This window comes from Limnobacter olei, from assembly GCF_029087225.1.
GTDB classification, from domain to species: Bacteria; Pseudomonadota; Gammaproteobacteria; order Burkholderiales; family Burkholderiaceae_B; genus Limnobacter; species Limnobacter olei.
The window spans coordinates 212,221-228,937 of the sequence record NZ_JARFJD010000002.1; the positions used below are offsets into that span (position 1 = coordinate 212,221).

The 16,717-nt window shown below is 53.8% G+C and carries 18 protein-coding genes and 1 other RNA gene; 11 read left to right on the top strand and 8 right to left on the bottom strand.

Annotated features, from left to right (window positions below):
* Positions 1-24: 24 nt before the first annotated feature.
* The 9 genes from cpaB (at position 25) to PY990_RS01165 (ending at position 8,996) form a co-directional block, all read left to right on the top strand.
* Positions 25-990 carry a Flp pilus assembly protein CpaB gene (gene cpaB, locus PY990_RS01125; RefSeq protein WP_275270039.1) on the top strand — a complete coding sequence of 322 codons (966 nt, stop codon included), beginning with the start codon at positions 25-27 and terminating at the stop codon, positions 988-990.
* Complete coding sequence (locus PY990_RS01130) at positions 987-2,408, top strand: type II and III secretion system protein family protein (protein ID WP_275270040.1); 1,422 nt, start codon at positions 987-989, stop codon at positions 2,406-2,408. Before cpaB ends, PY990_RS01130 begins: the two co-directional genes overlap by 4 nt.
* A gap of 24 nt (positions 2,409-2,432) precedes the next feature.
* Positions 2,433-3,620 carry an AAA family ATPase gene (locus PY990_RS01135; protein ID WP_275270041.1) on the top strand — a complete coding sequence of 396 codons (1,188 nt, stop codon included), beginning with the start codon at positions 2,433-2,435 and terminating at the stop codon, positions 3,618-3,620.
* Positions 3,621-3,748: 128 nt separating this feature from the next.
* The gene (locus PY990_RS01140; protein ID WP_105029804.1) at positions 3,749-4,990 is read left to right on the top strand and encodes a CpaF family protein; all 1,242 of its coding nucleotides are present in this window, start codon (positions 3,749-3,751) and stop codon (positions 4,988-4,990) included.
* The gene (locus PY990_RS01145; RefSeq protein ID WP_275270042.1) at positions 4,987-5,895 is read left to right on the top strand and encodes a type II secretion system F family protein; all 909 of its coding nucleotides are present in this window, start codon (positions 4,987-4,989) and stop codon (positions 5,893-5,895) included. Before PY990_RS01140 ends, PY990_RS01145 begins: the two co-directional genes overlap by 4 nt.
* Positions 5,896-5,906: 11 nt before the next feature.
* Complete coding sequence (locus PY990_RS01150; protein ID WP_275270043.1) at positions 5,907-6,860, top strand: type II secretion system F family protein; 954 nt, start codon at positions 5,907-5,909, stop codon at positions 6,858-6,860.
* A 5-nt stretch (positions 6,861-6,865) separates the two neighbouring features.
* Complete coding sequence (locus PY990_RS01155) at positions 6,866-7,702, top strand: hypothetical protein (protein ID WP_275270044.1); 837 nt, start codon at positions 6,866-6,868, stop codon at positions 7,700-7,702.
* On the top strand, positions 7,699-8,004 hold the full coding sequence (locus PY990_RS01160) for a hypothetical protein (RefSeq protein WP_275270045.1): 306 nt from the start codon (positions 7,699-7,701) through the stop codon (positions 8,002-8,004). Before PY990_RS01155 ends, PY990_RS01160 begins: the two co-directional genes overlap by 4 nt.
* An 8-nt stretch (positions 8,005-8,012) precedes the next feature.
* Positions 8,013-8,996, top strand: coding sequence for a sensor histidine kinase (locus PY990_RS01165; protein WP_275270046.1), 984 nt, complete (start codon positions 8,013-8,015; stop codon positions 8,994-8,996).
* Here the strand turns inward: PY990_RS01165 and PY990_RS01170 are convergent.
* The gene (locus tag PY990_RS01170) at positions 8,993-10,078 is read right to left on the bottom strand and encodes an HD-GYP domain-containing protein (protein WP_275270047.1); all 1,086 of its coding nucleotides are present in this window, start codon (positions 10,076-10,078) and stop codon (positions 8,993-8,995) included. The genes PY990_RS01165 and PY990_RS01170 overlap by 4 nt on opposite strands.
* A 178-nt stretch (positions 10,079-10,256) precedes the next feature.
* Between PY990_RS01170 and PY990_RS01175 the strand changes: the two genes are divergently transcribed.
* A complete protein-coding gene (locus tag PY990_RS01175) occupies positions 10,257-10,535 on the top strand; it encodes a hypothetical protein (protein WP_275270048.1) in 279 nt (92 codons plus the stop codon).
* Here PY990_RS01175 and PY990_RS01180 read toward each other — a convergent pair.
* The gene (locus PY990_RS01180) at positions 10,519-11,022 is read right to left on the bottom strand and encodes a disulfide bond formation protein B (RefSeq protein ID WP_275270049.1); all 504 of its coding nucleotides are present in this window, start codon (positions 11,020-11,022) and stop codon (positions 10,519-10,521) included. The genes PY990_RS01175 and PY990_RS01180 overlap by 17 nt on opposite strands.
* A gap of 3 nt (positions 11,023-11,025) precedes the next feature.
* Positions 11,026-11,379 (bottom strand): hypothetical protein, encoded by a 354-nt coding sequence (locus PY990_RS01185; protein WP_275270050.1) that lies wholly within the window; start codon positions 11,377-11,379, stop codon positions 11,026-11,028.
* A 128-nt stretch (positions 11,380-11,507) separates the two neighbouring features.
* On the opposite strand from PY990_RS01185, the gene tal reads away from it, so the two are divergent.
* A complete protein-coding gene (tal, locus tag PY990_RS01190) occupies positions 11,508-12,458 on the top strand; it encodes a transaldolase (RefSeq protein ID WP_105028312.1) in 951 nt (316 codons plus the stop codon).
* A gap of 51 nt (positions 12,459-12,509) precedes the next feature.
* Here the strand turns inward: tal and PY990_RS01195 are convergent, their stop codons facing one another.
* The 5 genes from PY990_RS01195 to ffs form a co-directional block, all read right to left on the bottom strand.
* A complete protein-coding gene (locus PY990_RS01195; RefSeq protein WP_275270051.1) occupies positions 12,510-13,730 on the bottom strand; it encodes a CaiB/BaiF CoA transferase family protein in 1,221 nt (406 codons plus the stop codon).
* Between the two features lie 27 nt (positions 13,731-13,757).
* The gene (gene recR / locus PY990_RS01200) at positions 13,758-14,393 is read right to left on the bottom strand and encodes a recombination mediator RecR (protein ID WP_008250216.1); all 636 of its coding nucleotides are present in this window, start codon (positions 14,391-14,393) and stop codon (positions 13,758-13,760) included.
* Between the two features lie 9 nt (positions 14,394-14,402).
* The gene (locus PY990_RS01205) at positions 14,403-14,729 is read right to left on the bottom strand and encodes a YbaB/EbfC family nucleoid-associated protein (RefSeq protein ID WP_040512993.1); all 327 of its coding nucleotides are present in this window, start codon (positions 14,727-14,729) and stop codon (positions 14,403-14,405) included.
* 22 nt (positions 14,730-14,751) lie between these two features.
* Entirely contained in the window at positions 14,752-16,563 is a 1,812-nt protein-coding gene (gene dnaX / locus PY990_RS01210; protein ID WP_275270052.1) for a DNA polymerase III subunit gamma/tau, read from the bottom strand.
* 57 nt (positions 16,564-16,620) lie between these two features.
* An RNA gene (ffs, locus tag PY990_RS01215) (signal recognition particle sRNA small type) lies at positions 16,621-16,717 on the bottom strand.

The window sequence follows — 16,717 nt, forward strand, 5'->3', positions numbered from 1 at the left end:
TTTCTTCCGGGAGCCCTTCGCGACATGTCAGGAAAAACAAAAATACTCGCACTGCTGCTATTGGGAATCGGATTGATTTTCATGGTCATGGCCTTTTTATCGGGCCAAAACGTGAAGAAGGGTGGAGAAACCATCAAAACCGAACTTGAGCGATTCCCGGTGGTGGTGAGCACTGTTGAAATTCAATTCGGTAAGCCCGTCACCCCCGAAATGCTGAAGGTTGAAAAATTTGCAATCGCACCCAGCGGCGCTTTCACGGACATCGGCGATGTAATCGGCAAAAAACCTTTGTTCAATATTGGCAAAGGCTTGCCAGTGACCAATCAGTATTTTGAATCTGGCGCAGTGGCTGCTGAAGTGCGTGAAGGTTACCGCGCTTTTGCCTTGCGTCTGGATGAGAACAACGTGGCCACCGCCAAAATCAAGGCTGGTGATTATGTTGATGTGTTCTCGATTTTCAAATCCAACAGCCGCGATATTGAAGAAACAATTTCAAGACTGATCATGCCCAAGCTGCGTGTTCTGTCTGTGGGCTCTCAACTGGTCAATGCACCAGAAACTACGAATGCGGCAAATGAAAAAGACGTGAACAATCGCCCCGTGCGCTTGAAAGCCATGATGGTGGAAGTGCCTACCGCAGACATTAACGCGCTGGCCATTGCACAAACCCAAGGCGAATTGTTTGTGGTGTTGCGCAGCCCCGAAGAAGAAGAACTGCCTGACACGAGCAAGTATCCTCAACCGGACACAGTATTGAAGCCTGTTCCAGTCAAAGGTCCGGATGGCAAGGTATTGAAGGTACAGCCACCGATTGAACTCAGCCCAAGCGACAAAGCCTTTGCGGGCACATCGCTGAACAATGCCATGTTGCCCGGTAGCGGCAATACAAAAGAGAACAAGAAACCCGCGCAAACTACGCAACGCCCGGCAGAACCGGCAACCGTTGAAGTCATTCGCGGTGGTGAAACAACCCGGGAAACAGCGCGATGAAGAACAACAACATCACATTGAAAAGCGTGGTCGCAGCAATTTCATTGGTAGCCTGCGCAGGGCTGATCAGCCCCCAAATTGCAGTGGGGCAAACCCCCGCGGCACCCAGCAGCGCAGCGCCTTTTGTACTCACCTTGAGTACAGGTTTTCAGAAAGTGATCAGCTTGCCCGGCATTCCTGCACGGGTGTCGATTGGCGATCCCACGATTGCTTCCGTGACGGTGCTTAAACCCACCGACCGCGGTGGCAAAAATGCGGGTGTGCTGGTCACTGGTTTGAAAACAGGTTCCACGTCGCTGCTGATTTGGGACCGCGGTGCCAGCATGGCCCGGGTGATCACTGTGGCAGTCACCGGCAAGGCCGCTGAAACCATTTCTACCTTGAAAGACTTGAACCTTGAAACCGAAGGGCAGGTGTTGAAACTGTCAGGCTCCACGCCCAATGTAAGCACCTATCAGCAAGCGCGCGAGAGTTTGATCAAGCCCGGTAGTGACGGCAAACCTGCAGAACTAATTGACCAAGCCACCATCCAAACATCAGGCACAGTGCAAGTGGATGTGAAGGTGGTTGAATTCACACGCAGTGAATTGCAACGCTTGGGGATTAACCTGACAGGCCAAGTTAATGGTGGTGGATTCACATACTCAATTGCGGGGCCGGCAAGTGTGAGCGGTTCGGGCGGTGTATCGAATGCATTCTCTTTGGCTTTTAATGGTGCGGGGTGCGTTGGAGAGGCAGTAATTGGCGCGCTTAACCCGACGCCTGTTGGTCCACGCACCTGCGATCTGGTTTCGGGTCTGAACATCCTTCAAGCCGACGGCTATGCCAAAGTTCTCGCCGAACCTTCATTGATTGCTCAATCTGGCCAGGATGCATCGTTTCTAGCGGGTGGCGAAATTCCAATTCCCGTGCCTTCCGGCAACGGCACCATTGGCATTGAGTACAAGAAGTTTGGTGTGGGTTTAAGTTTCACACCCACCATTTTGTCGAACAAAACAATTGCCTTGAAAGTGTCGCCCGAAGTCAGCGATCTCGACTTCTCTCGCGGTACCTCCATTCAAGGTGTGCTGGTTCCCGCCATTTTGACCCGCCGTGCAAGCACCACGGTTGAACTGGGCGAAAACCAAAGCTTTGTCATCGGCGGCTTGATCAGCCGAAACATTATTGCAAACGCCAACCGTGTGCCTTGGTTGTCTGAAATTCCGATTCTGGGTGCCTTCTTCAAAGGCAACACCTACAGCCGGGAAGACAAGGAATTGCTGATTATTGTGACACCGCGATTTGTAAAACCCCGTGCAGCAGACGCACCCGCTTTGGCCCTTCCCGGTCAAAATGTGGGCATGCGCCCGCGCAGCGTGTGGGGCCAACTCTTCCTGCCTTCCGCAAAAGAGCCTGTTCCTGGCTTCACCACCAATTAAGGGGAATTAGCGATGCAACAAAGCATGCCCCGAATATTATTCATCAGTGGGTCTGACGCCAATTGGCTTTGGCTGTCAGACGCGGTGGGTGACCGCTTCATGCTGGTGCGCGAATCAGGCACGTTCAGCGAAATTACCAAACGCGTGGGCTTGGTATCGCCCAGCATGGCCGTGGTGGATTACTCGCCTCAAGTGGGCCTGGACGCCAGCCTGATCGTCAAAGAATTGCGCGAACTGGCACCCGACTTGCCCGTGGTGGCCATGGGTTCGAAAGACTCCACGGAAGACGTGGTCAATGCCTTGCGCTCGGGTGTAAAAGACTTTTTAAGCCTGGATTCCAGCGCAGGGGAAGTTACAAAAATTCTGACAGGCGTGGTTGAAAAAGCGCCCAAGCAAAGCAATGAACGCAAGGGCTACGCCTTGGTAGTGCTGGGTGGACGGCAAGGTGTGGGCTCCACCACACTGGCGGTCAACCTGGCCGTGCAACTGGCCAAACAAAACAAGGACAGCACCTTGCTGCTTGATTTTGGTTTGCCTTTGGGCGACGGCCTGGTGCACTTGCCTGCCGAAGACAAGCAAGGCGCAATGGACTTTGTAGAATGCGTGCGCAATCTGAAACGCTTTGACGCCACCTTGGCAAAAACCGCCTTTCGCCGCAACAATGCCACTGGCGTGGCGATACTTTCACTGCCGCGAAACCTGGCGGACCTTCGGGACATTTCCGCCTCCGATGCGTTGAAATTTTTGAACCTGATCAAATCCTTTTTCGAGAATATCGTGATTGATTTGTGCGGGTTCTCGAACATTGAATTTGTGGCCAGCCTGTTGAGAAGCGCCGATGCCACCATGGTGCTTACACCACAGTCGGTGCCGGGCATTGTGACTGCCGCCGAGTTGATCAAAAGCCTGAACGACAAAGGCATTGCAACCCAGACATTCGACCTGGTGGTCACGCCCTATCACAAAGATGTTGCACTCGACGCTGAATCGATAGCCAAGAAACTGAACATTGAAACAGTACACACCCTGCCCGACCGACGAGCGCCGCTGATTAATGCAGTCAATGGCGGCCAGGTGTTGTCTGCTGCTGACTCGAAAGACCCGTACGCCAAAGCAGTGGCCCAGTTGCTCGACAAAGTGAATGCGAACCGCAAACACCTTGACGGCCAGGGCGGCCTTGCAGGTACATTCAAGAAATGGTTTAACAAATGAGTGAAATCATTTTCGGCCAGGAAGCGCCACTCCCAATACCCAAAGAACCCGAGCGTCTTGCAAACTCGGTGTCCAATGCCGCAAACGCCGTAGAGGACTTGCAGTTTGCCACTGCCAAAGTCAGCGACATGGACTCTGCGGTGCTGGCCGACGTGAAAGAAATGGCCCATGAACATATTTTGGCCATTATCGAAAAGAAAGGCGCTACCTTCGCCAAAATGGACAATAGCGCCCTTGAAAAATTTATTCAGGGCGAAGTGCAAAGCCTGATCTATGGCAAGCAAATTCCCCTGAACGATTCTGAAGTGGCCTTCGTGGCCGACTCGCTGTACAAGGAAATTGCGGGCTTTGGCCCTCTTGAAGACTTGCTGGCTGACCCCAATGTTGAAGACGTGATGATTAACGGCTACAAGGACGTGTATGTCTCAAAAATGGGCCGTATGGAACGTGTGCAGGCCCGCTTTGTCGACAACGCTCACCTCTTGAGAATTGTTCGACGCATTCTGGCACCGCTGGGCCGCAGGCTGGATGAATCAAGCCCCATGGTGGATGCCCGCCTGCCCGATGGCAGCCGGATCAACGTCATCATTTCCCCACTGGCTCGCGATGGCGTGGTGGTCTCCATTCGCAAATTCAGAAGCACACCACTGCGCGCCGAAGACCTCATGGGCCTGGGCACCTTTGATGCCCGCGTGTATGAATTGATGCAGGAAGCCGTTCGCAAACGCTGCAACCTGGTGGTGAGCGGTGCAACATCCACCGGAAAAACATCCATGCTCAACGTGCTGGCTGAATTTATTCCAGCTGGTGAACGTTTGATTACCATTGAAGACACTGCTGAATTACAACTGAACCACCACCATGTGGTTCGGCTTGAAAGCCGCCCGGGCGGTCACGAAGGGGCCGGTGCAATTTCAATTCGCGACCTGGTCAAGAACAGCTTGCGTATGCGTCCCGACCGCGTGGTGGTGGGTGAGGTACGCGGCGCTGAAGTGCTCGACATGCTGCAAGCCATGAGCACAGGCCACGATGGTTCTATGGGAACCATTCACGCCTCGACGCCTCGCGATTGTTTGCACCGGCTTGAAATGTTGTCAGGCTTTGCTGGCTTCACCGGCAATGAAATGAGTTTGCGACGGCAAATTGCCTCGGCGCTCGACCTGATTGTTCAAATTGTTCGCCTGCCCTCGGGCAAGCGCCGCATTTACAGCATCACGGAAGTGGCGGGCATTGTGGACGACAATATTTTGCTTCAAGACCTGTATCGCCATGAAAGCCGACTCGGCCCCGATGGTCAGGAACTGGACAATTGGGTGCCTGTAGTGCCCTACCCCAAAAACCCGAAAATCTCGCATATCCGCCTGACATGACATTCGGACTGATCGCCGCTGCCTTGGTATTCATTTCCCTGGCCCTGCTGTTGCTGGGCCGGGGTGCTGAAGAACAAAACCGCAAATTGGCGGAAAGCCGGCTCGATGTAGCGCTGAGCAAGTCCCGAGATCCACTGGCGCTAGAAAAAGACCCACTGCGCAAAAAATATATTCCGCAATGGATCACAGACAGCCTGATTTCAGCGGGCCTCACGATTGACCGCACCTTGGGCATTCGCGTGGCAATGGTTACCTTGATACCTTCACTTGCAGCCTTCGTTTTTCGGGGTTCAGCCAGCGCCGCCGGCGCACTTATTCTCGCCATTCTGGGCATTGCCGCTTATGTGCTGTATCGCCAACGCAAACGCAGGCTGCAGATGCTGGGGCAGTTGCCCAACTTTCTAGATGGCGTGGTACGTGTCAGTGCTGTGGGCTACAGCCTGACCGTGTCATTCAATACCGCGCTTGAAAATGCCGAACAACCCTTGAAAGAGGCGCTTGGCTTGGCTGTTCAAATGCAGTATGCAGGCCTGGAACTGGACCAGGCCATGCACCGCCTTGCGCGGGTGTATGGGCTGAGCGAATTCAAATTGATTGCATCCGTTGTGGCACTGGCACTGAACTACGGTGGCAAGAGCGATATTTTGCTGGGTCGCCTTGCACAGTACCTGCGCGATCGAGAGCAACACCATCAGGAAATGCTGGCAATGTCATCCGAAGCCCGTATGTCGGCCGTGTTCATGTGCTGCTTAACACCCGCACTGGCCGGCATTATCTTGACGCTGAACCCGGCATACCTGGGCACCATGTGGAATGACGACACCGGCCGCATGCTGCTGTTTGTCGCAGGTATCTTGCAAATTGCTGGCGCTGCGATCATCTATCGCATGGTCAAGAGCATTTAAAGGGCGCCATCATGGACATGAACACGTTACTGGCAATCGGCATCTTCCTGTTGGGTCTGGGTTTTGTCGGTCTGGCGTGGAGCCTTCTGAGCCAAACCAGCCGCAAAGAAAAAGCGCTGGCGCGGATTGATGAATACACTGAACTTCGCCGCAAGGTACAAAGCTCAGCGAACATGCGAAACCAGGTTCCAACCAGCGTGCTGACAGGCCGCATTGAGCGGCTTGGCCAACAATTCAGCAAAACCAAGGCATTCACCTATTTTGTAGAAGAAGAAGACAAAAAACTGTTGGGCCGTGCCGGTTTCGGGCGCGAAGAAGACCTGAGCCGGTTTGTGCTCATCCGCATTGCACTTGGGCTTCTTGGTTTGGCCATCGGGCTTTTCCTGAACCGGGATGCAGGCTTTGGTGCCATTCCCATGATTCAGGTCATTGCAGTGACCGGCATCGGTTTCATGGCACCCAAGTGGTACCTGAAAACGGTTGGAGAAGGCCGTGAAGCCGCTTTCGAGCGAGAACTGGTGGCTGTGGTTGACGTGATGCGTTTGTTGCAAGGCGTGGGCTTGAGCGTTGATCAATCCATTGAAGTCATGACCTCGCAACTGTACGACCTTGTACCCATCACGGGCCGCATGTTGCGCCGATCTCGCGCTCAAGTGAAGTCTGGTGTGCCCTGGATTGTCATGTTGAAACGAATGAGCAACATGTATTCAAGTGACGAATTCAAATCATTCGTACAGGTTTTGGAGCAAATTGAGAAGTTTGGTGGTGCCGTTCAAGAGCCATTGAAACAGTTCTCAGACCGACTCGTCGAAAAAGAAAGAGCCAACGCCAAAGAAACAATGGGCAAACTGACTGTTAAACTGACTGGTGTGATGGTGATTACCATGCTGCCGGCCCTGCTGATCATGACCGGCGGCCCCGGTATCATCTCCATTATTCGTGCATTTGAACGGGTTGGAGGTTAAGCGTGTTGAGCAGTCGTCTTATTTCAGGGCAATTCAGTCGGCAACTGGCCATCTTGGCCTTGCCCTTGGTTCTGGCTGCGTGTGCAACACCACCACAGCGGGCACCCAATGCACCTGCACCAACCCCCGAACCCGCTACTACGCCCAGTGCGTCCAATATCAGTGCCACAAGCCCTACCCAAGACGCGCTGATCGAAGCCGAGCGCAAAGAACTTGATCGGGAAGACGAACAAACCCGAAAAGCCCGCGCTGAACGCGAGAAGAACCTGCACCTGAAACTTGTTCAAACCATGATTGAACAAGACAACGCTTACGCCGCTCTGGCTCACCTGGATGCTTATGACCAGAAATGGGGATCGGACCGGCAAAGCAAGCAATTGCGCGCCGATTCGCTGCGAAAAACCAGCCAGTTGGACCAGGCCGAGCTTGTGTACAAATCATTACTTAGCGGACAAGGCCAACAAAAAAGCGGGCCAGTTTGGTACGGTTTGGGCAAAGTGGCCATCGAACGCGGTGATCTGAAAACCGCGGCAACCCGACTGGAAAAATCCATTCAGGCAGACCCCTTGAATATCAATGCCTACTCCGACCTGGGTTTGGTGTACTTGCTGGAAGGTCAGAAAGAACCCGCCTACAACACACTGATGAAAGCCAATCAGCTGGCCAGTGGCGATTCGAAGATCATGGCCAACCTCGCCTTGTGGGGCTTGGTATTTGATGATTTCAACATGGCCATGGACATCGCAGATCGCCTGCAGTGGTCTGACAACACCCGCAACCAGGTAATGTCGCAAGCCAATTCCATCAAAAGGCGTTTTGACGCCAAAGGAAATACCCAATGAACTCAAACACTCCATGGATAGTGGCCGCTTTGTTGTGCGCCTCTCCCCTGCTGGCTAGCGCCCAAGATAGCACTGCCAACACGAATCAGGGCTCATCAGACATTTCCGGCACAACCGATGCTGAAACTGGCTTGAGCACCCGTACCTGGCTAAAAGAGCAGGCCGAGGGCATTAACCGGGGTGAGGTCGAAGCCTACAGGGCTGAATCGGCAGGCAAAGCCTACCGGGCTTACACCGACTCCATTGGTGCCAAAGACCAGAAAGCGCCCGTGTCTCAAGTTTCAACCATCAAGACCAACTAAATTTTCACGTGCTGCGCCTGCTGCTTAAACTGCTGTCTTTTGTCACCGGCCAACGGCTGCTGACACCCGAGCAGGCCATCAGTCAACAACTTGAACTCAACGACCTTCGCAGCAAACAGGCTGCGCTGGAATCGCTGTCCAGCCAATTGCGCAGCGAAATGAAACGCCAACAGGCCCTGGCGCGCGAGCAGTTGAAAGAAATCCAAAAATCACATGAACAAATGCTGCTTGCCCAGCAGTCTGAAATTGACAGCCTGAAAGAGGCATTGGGCCAACTCAATCTGAGTGTCGACATAGAAACACAGCGACAAATGAAAGAGAACAATGATTTGCTCAGCCAGTTAAACTGGCTGTCCGGAACCATTGCACACGACTTCAGGGCACCGCTTCGCGCCATTGATGCCTACTCCTTTTTCCTCGCCGACGACCTCGGCGAAAATGCCCCCCCCGAGGCCAGCAAATCACTTGAAGAAATTCGCCGAAACGGCAAGCGCATGGGTGTGTTGCTGGACGCCCTGATTGAATACCTACGTCTGGGTGTTTGCCCGTTGAATGTTCAACTGCACGACCTGAACGAGACACTGCTGCAAGTGGTGAACGAGCACTTCGACTTTTCGCCCGTACCGATTGAAATTCAGGTGCAGGGTAAATGGCGTTTTGACAAGCCAATGATGATGAAAGCATTCAAAGAGTTGCTCGACAATGCCGTGAAATTCTCCAAACCGGTTGAATCTCCAAAAATCATTGTTCGGCAGAGCAGCCCGAGCAATCTTGAAATTGTCGACAATGGCGTGGGCTTCTCAGAAACTCACGATGCTCAAAAATTTCAGCTGTTTCACCGCATGCACGGTAACGATGAATTTGAAGGCGAAGGCATTGGCCTGGCCACCGCCGAGCGCATTGCCTCTCGCCACCACATCACCCTGAAATTAAACCGCGTGGGCAATCAAACGGTCGCCAGCCTTCAATTGCCTGAACGCGGATCGTTCTAAACCACCTTGGACAGAAGCTCCAGCAAGCCTGGCAATTTGCCAAGGTCTCGCCTGGGCAGTGCATTGCGCACTTTGTTACCATCGGTGGAGGTATCCACCAAGGCGGCCCCAGGGCCCGGGCTGGGCAAATTGCGAAACACCAGCACCACAGGACTGATTGCGGTTTCACCGCGTATCAGGCTGCAGCCAATTTGACTGCCTGTTAACTGCACCAAACTGCCAGCCGGGTAAATTCCCAACTCTTCAAGAATGATGGCCGTGAAGCAGCTGTACAAGTGATCGGCATGGGCAAACAGGTCTTTCACAGCCTGCTCCGCCGTGAAATTGCTGCGGTAGTCACGCTGGGCCATTCTTGCATTGAACGAATCGCACACACTCAACAGCACAGAGCCCACATTGTTGTTCGGCACCTGGTTTGGATACCCCGAACCGTCGGGCAACTCGTGGTGCATGCGCACCGATTCAATCCAGATTTCATCTTTCACACCCAGCAACTTCAGCTTGTTGGCACTTTGCTCCGGGTGCTTGCGAATGGTTTCCCGCTGATCGCGGGACAGCGGTTCGGTTTGGGCCCGCAAACGTGCCTGCAAGGTCAACATACTGATGTTCATGGTCAATGCGGCTTTCAAATGCGAGGTCAGTTCTTCATCGGAAAACCGATTGCTGCACAAGCCCACCCGAAACAGGGTCAAAGCGACCAGCATGTGGTGCATCACCGGGTAATCGTCTGCTGTGTGCCAGGCCAGGTAGGCATAAGCCAGGTCGAAGTGATGAATGGCAATGTGCTTGAACCGCCCTGCAAGCTCGTCCATCACCAGCACAAAGGTCTCTGGTTCTTCATCAACCAATGCTTTGGACAGCACCTTGTAACAACAATCCAGTTCTTCAAACAGATCCTGCGCCTGAAGGTACAGCAAAGTGGACTGGGTCAGTTCAGTTTCCAGCGCCACCAGGCTTTCCCCGGCCACGCGCGCGCCCGGGTTGTAATGCTTGCCGGAATAAAGATACAAATGCTCGGGCGACAGGGATTTGCGTTGCAACAAAGGTTGCACCACCTGGGCATCTGAAATATTGATCAACATGGGCAGACTCCTATTCGTCTAATACATAACGAGCGGACTGCCAAAAAAATGATCGCCCGATCGGTGGGGTCCGTTTCGGGGATCTGCTGAACTGGATCAAAAAAAGTGGTTTATTCAGAAAGTGGGGAAAGCGGCAAAGATGAGATTCTTGCATCAAGTCAGATCCAGGTTCACCACCATGCAAACCATACAACTGCACGCCACACCCAAACACGACTTCCGTTTCCCGGAAACTGTTGAGCTTCAAATGGCTGCTCCTTTGCAGGACAGCGACGCCAATCTTGACGATGCACTTGCCGTGGTTTTAAACGCTGTTCGGCAGAGCAAAAACCCGCATGCCATGGACGCACTGGGTGCCTTGCTGGGCTACATGGAAACCCTGGAAAGAAAGCAAATGGCCAGCCAAAGCACCCAGAACTGGGTGACCCTGGCCAACCCAATTACCATGAGCCTTTGACGTACTGCCGGGTACGAACGGCAATCAACAACACCAGGCCTTGCGCCAGAAAACCAAGCCCGCTCCACATGGGCAATGACAAACCCCACAAGGGTGGGTATTCATCGCTACACAAACCATCGGCAACGAACATATCGGGCCAATACTGAACCCAAGGTAAAGCATTCAAAGTGTTTTGCAGGGGGTCAACGCCGCAGGTTTGAGCCGGATTCGACAACACCCACACGTGGTAGAAAGCCACGCCCGCACCAGCCACAAAGCCAAGCAGTGCCAACAACACGAACACCGCTGACCACATACTTTTTCGACTGGTCAAACCAATGCCTAAAAATCCCAAGGCAGTTGCAAGGTAGGCATAACGCTGAATAATGCACAACGGGCATGGAAACCATTCTTTGCTGATTTGAAAGAACAGTGCCAAACCCAACGCACCAAGACTAATTGCCAAGCCCAGGCTTGCCCAGGGCCGTGCCGAAGAATATTGCATGATTTATTGTTTGCTTTTAACCCAGTCCTGGGTCGATTGAAAAACGGCACCCATGGCCGACATGTAACGCAGAGTTGCCTCCCCCAGCGGGTTGTGCTCCATGCACAAAAAAGCGAACCTGAGTTTTTTGAAACCGATGGTGCCCGCCGCGCCCGCGCTTCGGTGCGCCATGGATTTAAACGCTTTTTCCTCGATAGAGAAAGGATCAAAACCAGGCACAAACCAGATTTCACGCGTTTCTTCGAAAAATTCCTGTGCAAATTCCTGCAGCATTTCAAGCCCCAGTTCACTCTCGAGGCGTCCCCATTGATCATCATCAATCAAGGGTTGTTGTTCCAATTCTTGTTCAGAATACATGGCGAGTACTCATTGTTTGTTGTGTTTTTTTTAATTCCTGCTCAAAGGATACTATTTCATTGATCAAATAAATGCCTTAAAAGCCTATACTGAAGCGTACTTCGTTGAATTTTCGCCACCATCAAGCCATGAGCAACGCATTAGAACAACTGAAACAAGCCACCACTGTGGTGGCTGACACGGGTGACTTTCAGGCGATTGCCGCCTTTCTTCCCCAAGACGCCACCACCAACCCATCGCTGATTTTAAAAGCAGTTCAAAAACCACAATATTTGCCCCTGCTGGAGCAAATCAAGGTTGCATATGGCCATGAGCCGCTTGAGCTGCAAACCGATCGCCTGTTGGTGGCTTTTGGCACTGAAATTCTGAAAATTATTCCTGGTCGTGTTTCCACCGAAGTGGATGCGAGGCTTAGCTTTGACACAGAGGCCACCATTGCCCGCGCCAAGCGAATCGTTTCCCTGTACCGGGCTGAAGGCATTGCGACAGAAAAACGCCTGTTGATCAAAATTGCCTCCACCTGGGAAGGCATTCAAGCAGCGAAAGCCCTGGAAGCAGAGGGTATTCATTGCAACCTCACACTGCTGTTCTCGCCCATTCAAGCGCATGCTTGCGCCAAAGCTGGTGTTCAATTGATTTCACCTTTTGTAGGTCGAATTTATGACTGGTACAAAAAATCGGCCGGCAGCAATTGGGATGAAGCCGCCAATGCGGGCGTGAACGACCCTGGCGTGCAATCGGTGCGCCGCATTTACGCCTACTACAAACAAAATGAAATTCGCACGGAAGTGATGGGGGCCAGCTTTCGCAATGCCGGACAAATCAAGGCGCTTGCGGGTTGCGACCTGCTCACCATCAGCCCTGAATTGTTGGCTGAATTGCGGGCGGACGATGCGCCACTGAAGGTTGACTTGGGCATTGATTGGGCACTTGCGCAGCCACGTGAAACATTCCCCGACGGCGAAGCAGCTTTTCGCTTTGAACTGAATGCCGATGCCATGGGCACTGAAAAACTTGCGGAAGGCATTCGGGCGTTTGTGAAAGATTCGATAACGCTGGATGGGTTGTTGAAAGCGTGAGGTGTTGGTGAGGCGCAGATTTGCAGCAGCATCGCTTCAACTCCCCACAATTCAAATCACCCCACCATCTTTCATCTGCTGAATCTCTTCAGCCGAATAACCAAGCCCCGCCAACACTTGCACGTTGTGCTCCCCCAGCTTGGGCCCAAGCCAACGTGTTTGCCCCGGCGTGTCGCTTAACTTGGGCACAATACCCGGCACTTTCAAAGTACGGTCGTCGCCAAAGGCATGTTCTTCAATCATGCCGCGTGCAGCGAATTGCGGGTCGCCCACAATGTCTTCAATGCTGTAAATTTTGCTGGCAGGCACATCGGCTTTTTCGAGCACTTCAAGCGCCTCGTCAATGCTGCGTTCCTTGCACCACTGGGCAATGGTGCTGTCAATCAACTCGGTGTGGCGAACTCTGCCATCGTTGCTGGCCATGTCGGGGTTTTCTGAGAAATCGCTTCGACCAATTGCCACCATCAGGCGCTTGAAAATAGCGTCACCATTGCCACCAATCACAATGAATCCGCCGCAACCGCAGGTGTAGGTGTTCGATGGCACAATGCCCGGCAAACTTGCACCGGAACGTTTGCGCACCACACCGGCGAAGTCATATTCGGGCAACAGGCTTTCCATCATGTTGAACACCGATTCATACAGCGCCACGTCCACCACCTGCCCCTTACCGGTTTTGTGACGGTGCTGCAAGGCCATCAACGCACCGATTACCGCATGCAAACCAGCCAAAGAATCGCCAATCGAAATACCCACACGCACAGGCGGGCGGTCGGTGTCTCCACTTAAAAACCGCATGCCACCAATCGATTCCGCAATGGCACCAAAACCGGGGCGGTCTTTATATGGGCCGGTTTGGCCATAACCGCTCAATCGCACCACAATCAAACCAGGATTCATCGCTTGCAGTTGTTCGGGGCTTAAGCCCCACTTTTCAAGCTGACCAGGGCGAAAATTTTCCACCAGCATGTCAGCGCTTTCAATCAGCTTGCGCAATACAGCCAGCCCTTTCTCGGCTTTTAAATTCAGCGTGATTGATTTTTTGTTGCGGGCCTGCACAGCCCACCACAGGGAATTGCCCTCGTGCAGCACACGCCATTTGCGAATCGGATCGCCACTGCCTGGGGTTTCAACCTTGATGACTTCGGCACCGAATTCGCCGAGCATTCGGCTGGCAAACGGCCCGGCAATCAGTGAACCCAATTCAAGCACACGGATGCCCGCCAAAGGACCAAGGTTGGTGGTGGAGGATTGCTCAGAAGGATTGGTCATGGAAAGCCGCTGGCAAAAATAAAAGAGTTATTCCGGGTCAGAGCCCAACTGGCGACGATCCAGCAAAGCCCGCGCCACGGTGCTGGGGTCGGTGTATTCAAGCTCGCCACCTATAGGCACGCCACGGGCGAGACGACTAACCTTCAGTGCCATACGGCGAATTCGGTCGGTGAGAAACACGGCTGTGGCCTCGCCCTCGTTGGTGAAGTTGGTGGCCAAAATGACTTCCTTCACTTCGCTGTCATCCAGGCGCTGGCTTAATTTGGGCCAATCCAGCGACTCGGGGCGCACACCATCCAAAGGCGATGCCCTGCCCATCAACACGTAGTAATAGCCTCGATAAGTTTGAGTGGCCTCAATCGCAGCCAAGTCGGCTGGGGTTTCAACCACACACAGCAAACCTGGGTTACGGCGGGTGTCGCTGCAAATAGAGCACACATCGGCATGGCAAAAATTGTTGCACATGCTGCAATGGCGTATTTCAGCCACGGCTTTCAGCAGCGATTCGCCAAGTGCTGTGGCTGCTTGGCGATCGTTTTGCAGCAAATGAAAAGCCAGGCGTTGCGCCGACTTCGGCCCCACGCCGGGTAAGCGCTTGAGCGCCTGCACCAGATCAACCAAGGGGTCGAGGCCATCAAAGGCGTCAAACGCGGAACGGCTCATGGGTGTTGCTTAGAATGGCATTTTGAAGCCGGGTGGCATTGGGAAACCGGCTGTGACTGAGGACATTTTTTCAGTCATAGTGGCTTCGGCCTTTCTTACAGCGTCATTGAATGCAGCAGCCACCAGGTCTTCCAGCATATCCTTGTCTTCGCCCAACAGCGACGGGTCAATGGTAATGCGCTTGCAGTCGTGCTTGCAGGTCATCACCACTTTCACCATGCCGCCGCCCGATTGCCCTTCCACTTCAAGCGCACCAATTTCGGCCTGCATCTTGGCCATCTTTTCCTGCATTTGCTGGGCTTGTTTCATCAAGCCGGCCAGTTGGCCTTTCATCATGTTCATGTCGAAATCTCTCCTGTCAAATATCGGCTGGGCCTGTGTTGCTCAGCGTGCGTTCTGAACCTGAGACCACAGTTGCGCCCATCAAGTTCTGAATGTCTTTTAAAAACGGGTCTTCCTGCAAGGCTTGCTTGGCGCCTTCAAGGGCTTGCCTGCGGGTTTCACTTTGCACCGCATGTGCGGTTTGCTGCGCCTCACCAAACTGCATTTGTAAACGAACTGTGCATCCATAGTACTGGCCCAGTGCGCTCTCAAGACGGGTCGCCATGCTGGGTTCGGTGTAGGCTTTGATTGCTGTGCGCAAAACAATGTGCAGCACCTCGCCATCCCGATTGGCCTCAACCAGTTCGGCCTGTACCAAAGCCTGGCGGGTCAAACCCTTGGCGGGCACTTCTTGAGACACCTGCGGCCAGTTGGCCGCACTGGGCAAATGGCCATTGGCTGATTGGGTATAAGCCGGTTGCGGTTTAAATTCCGACGCTGGTGCAGATGCAGGCACAACGGGCTTCGATTGCGCCACAGGCAAATCATCGGCGGTGTCCCAGGGTGGTGATTCGTCGAATTCATCTGCAACTGCGGAGGCCGCTGTCTTGGGCGTAGGCAACTGACCAACTGGCACAACAGGCAAAGCGGTGGGCACCGTTGGCGCAGCAGCGGCGGCTGGTTTGGGCACGGGGACAGGCACAGTGGCTTTTACGGTCGCGGGGGCCAAGGGCATGGTACGGCCCACCGCAACTTGCCCGCCTGGCTTGAAGGCCAACATGCGCACCAGCGCCATGGAGAATCCAATGTGTTCCTCTGGGGCCAAATGCAATTCGGCGCGGGCGTGAGTGGCAATTTGATAAATCAGTTGAAGGTCTTCGGCACCAAAAGCACCTTGCAGGTTTTGTAGCGCCGCCTGGTCGGGGTCATCGGCATCAAGCCCGCCCGCAAAATGCGCAACCGAAAGCCGGTACGCAATGGCGGCCAGTTCATCGAGAATGGCGCCAAAAGGCGCACTGGCTGTGGCCAGCGCATTGCTCAATTCAAGCAAAGCTTTTCCATCGCCTTGGGCCAATGCTTGTAGCAACTGGTGCACCACCTGCTGGTCGACTGCGCCCAGCATGGTTCGTACGGTTTCTTCACCCACATGGCCTGCGCTGTAGGCAATGGCCTGGTCAGTCAGTGAAAGTGCATCACGCACACTGCCGCGTGCAGCCTTGGCCAACAGGCGCAGTGCACCGGGCTCGAAGGCAATTTTCTCTTCCGTCAGAATGTGGGCCAGGTGGTCTGCAAGCTGGTCGGGCGGCAATTGGCGCAAGGCAAATTGCAGGCAACGCGACAACACCGTGGCTGGAATTTTTTGTGGATCGGTGGTAGCCAAAATAAACAGCACATGGCCCGGTGGTTCTTCCAGCGTTTTCAGCATCGCATTGAAGGCGCTGGTCGACAGCATGTGCACTTCATCGATGACATACACCTTGTAGCGGCCTGCCGTGGGGGCGTACATGGCGTTTTCAAGCAGGGCACGCATTTCATCCACGCGCGTGTTGGTGGCTGCATCCACTTCCAGCAAATCGACAAACCGGCCCTGGCTGATTTCGACACAAGCCTGGCACTTGCCACAAGGCGTGCGGCTGATTCCCTGCTCGCAGTTCACGGCGCGGGCCAGAATTCGGGCAATGGTGGTTTTGCCTACACCGCGGGTGCCGGTGAACAAATAGGCGTGGTGCAGGCGTTGATTGTCGAGAGCGTGGGAAAGGGCTTTGACCACATGGGCCTGACCCACCAGCGAATCAAAGTCTCGCGGTCGCCATTTTCGAGCCAAAGCCTGAGATACAGTTTGATTCATTCAGATTGGGTCCACGTTTGTGTCCACGGTTGATTCCGCGCTGGGTCCAACAAATTAAGAGGCGAGCCAGAACCCCGGCACTGACTTCACGGTTGTGGCTGCTTCCTTCCGGACCTGACCAGGTTGGCCGCTACGCCATGCGGGGAGGCCCGCC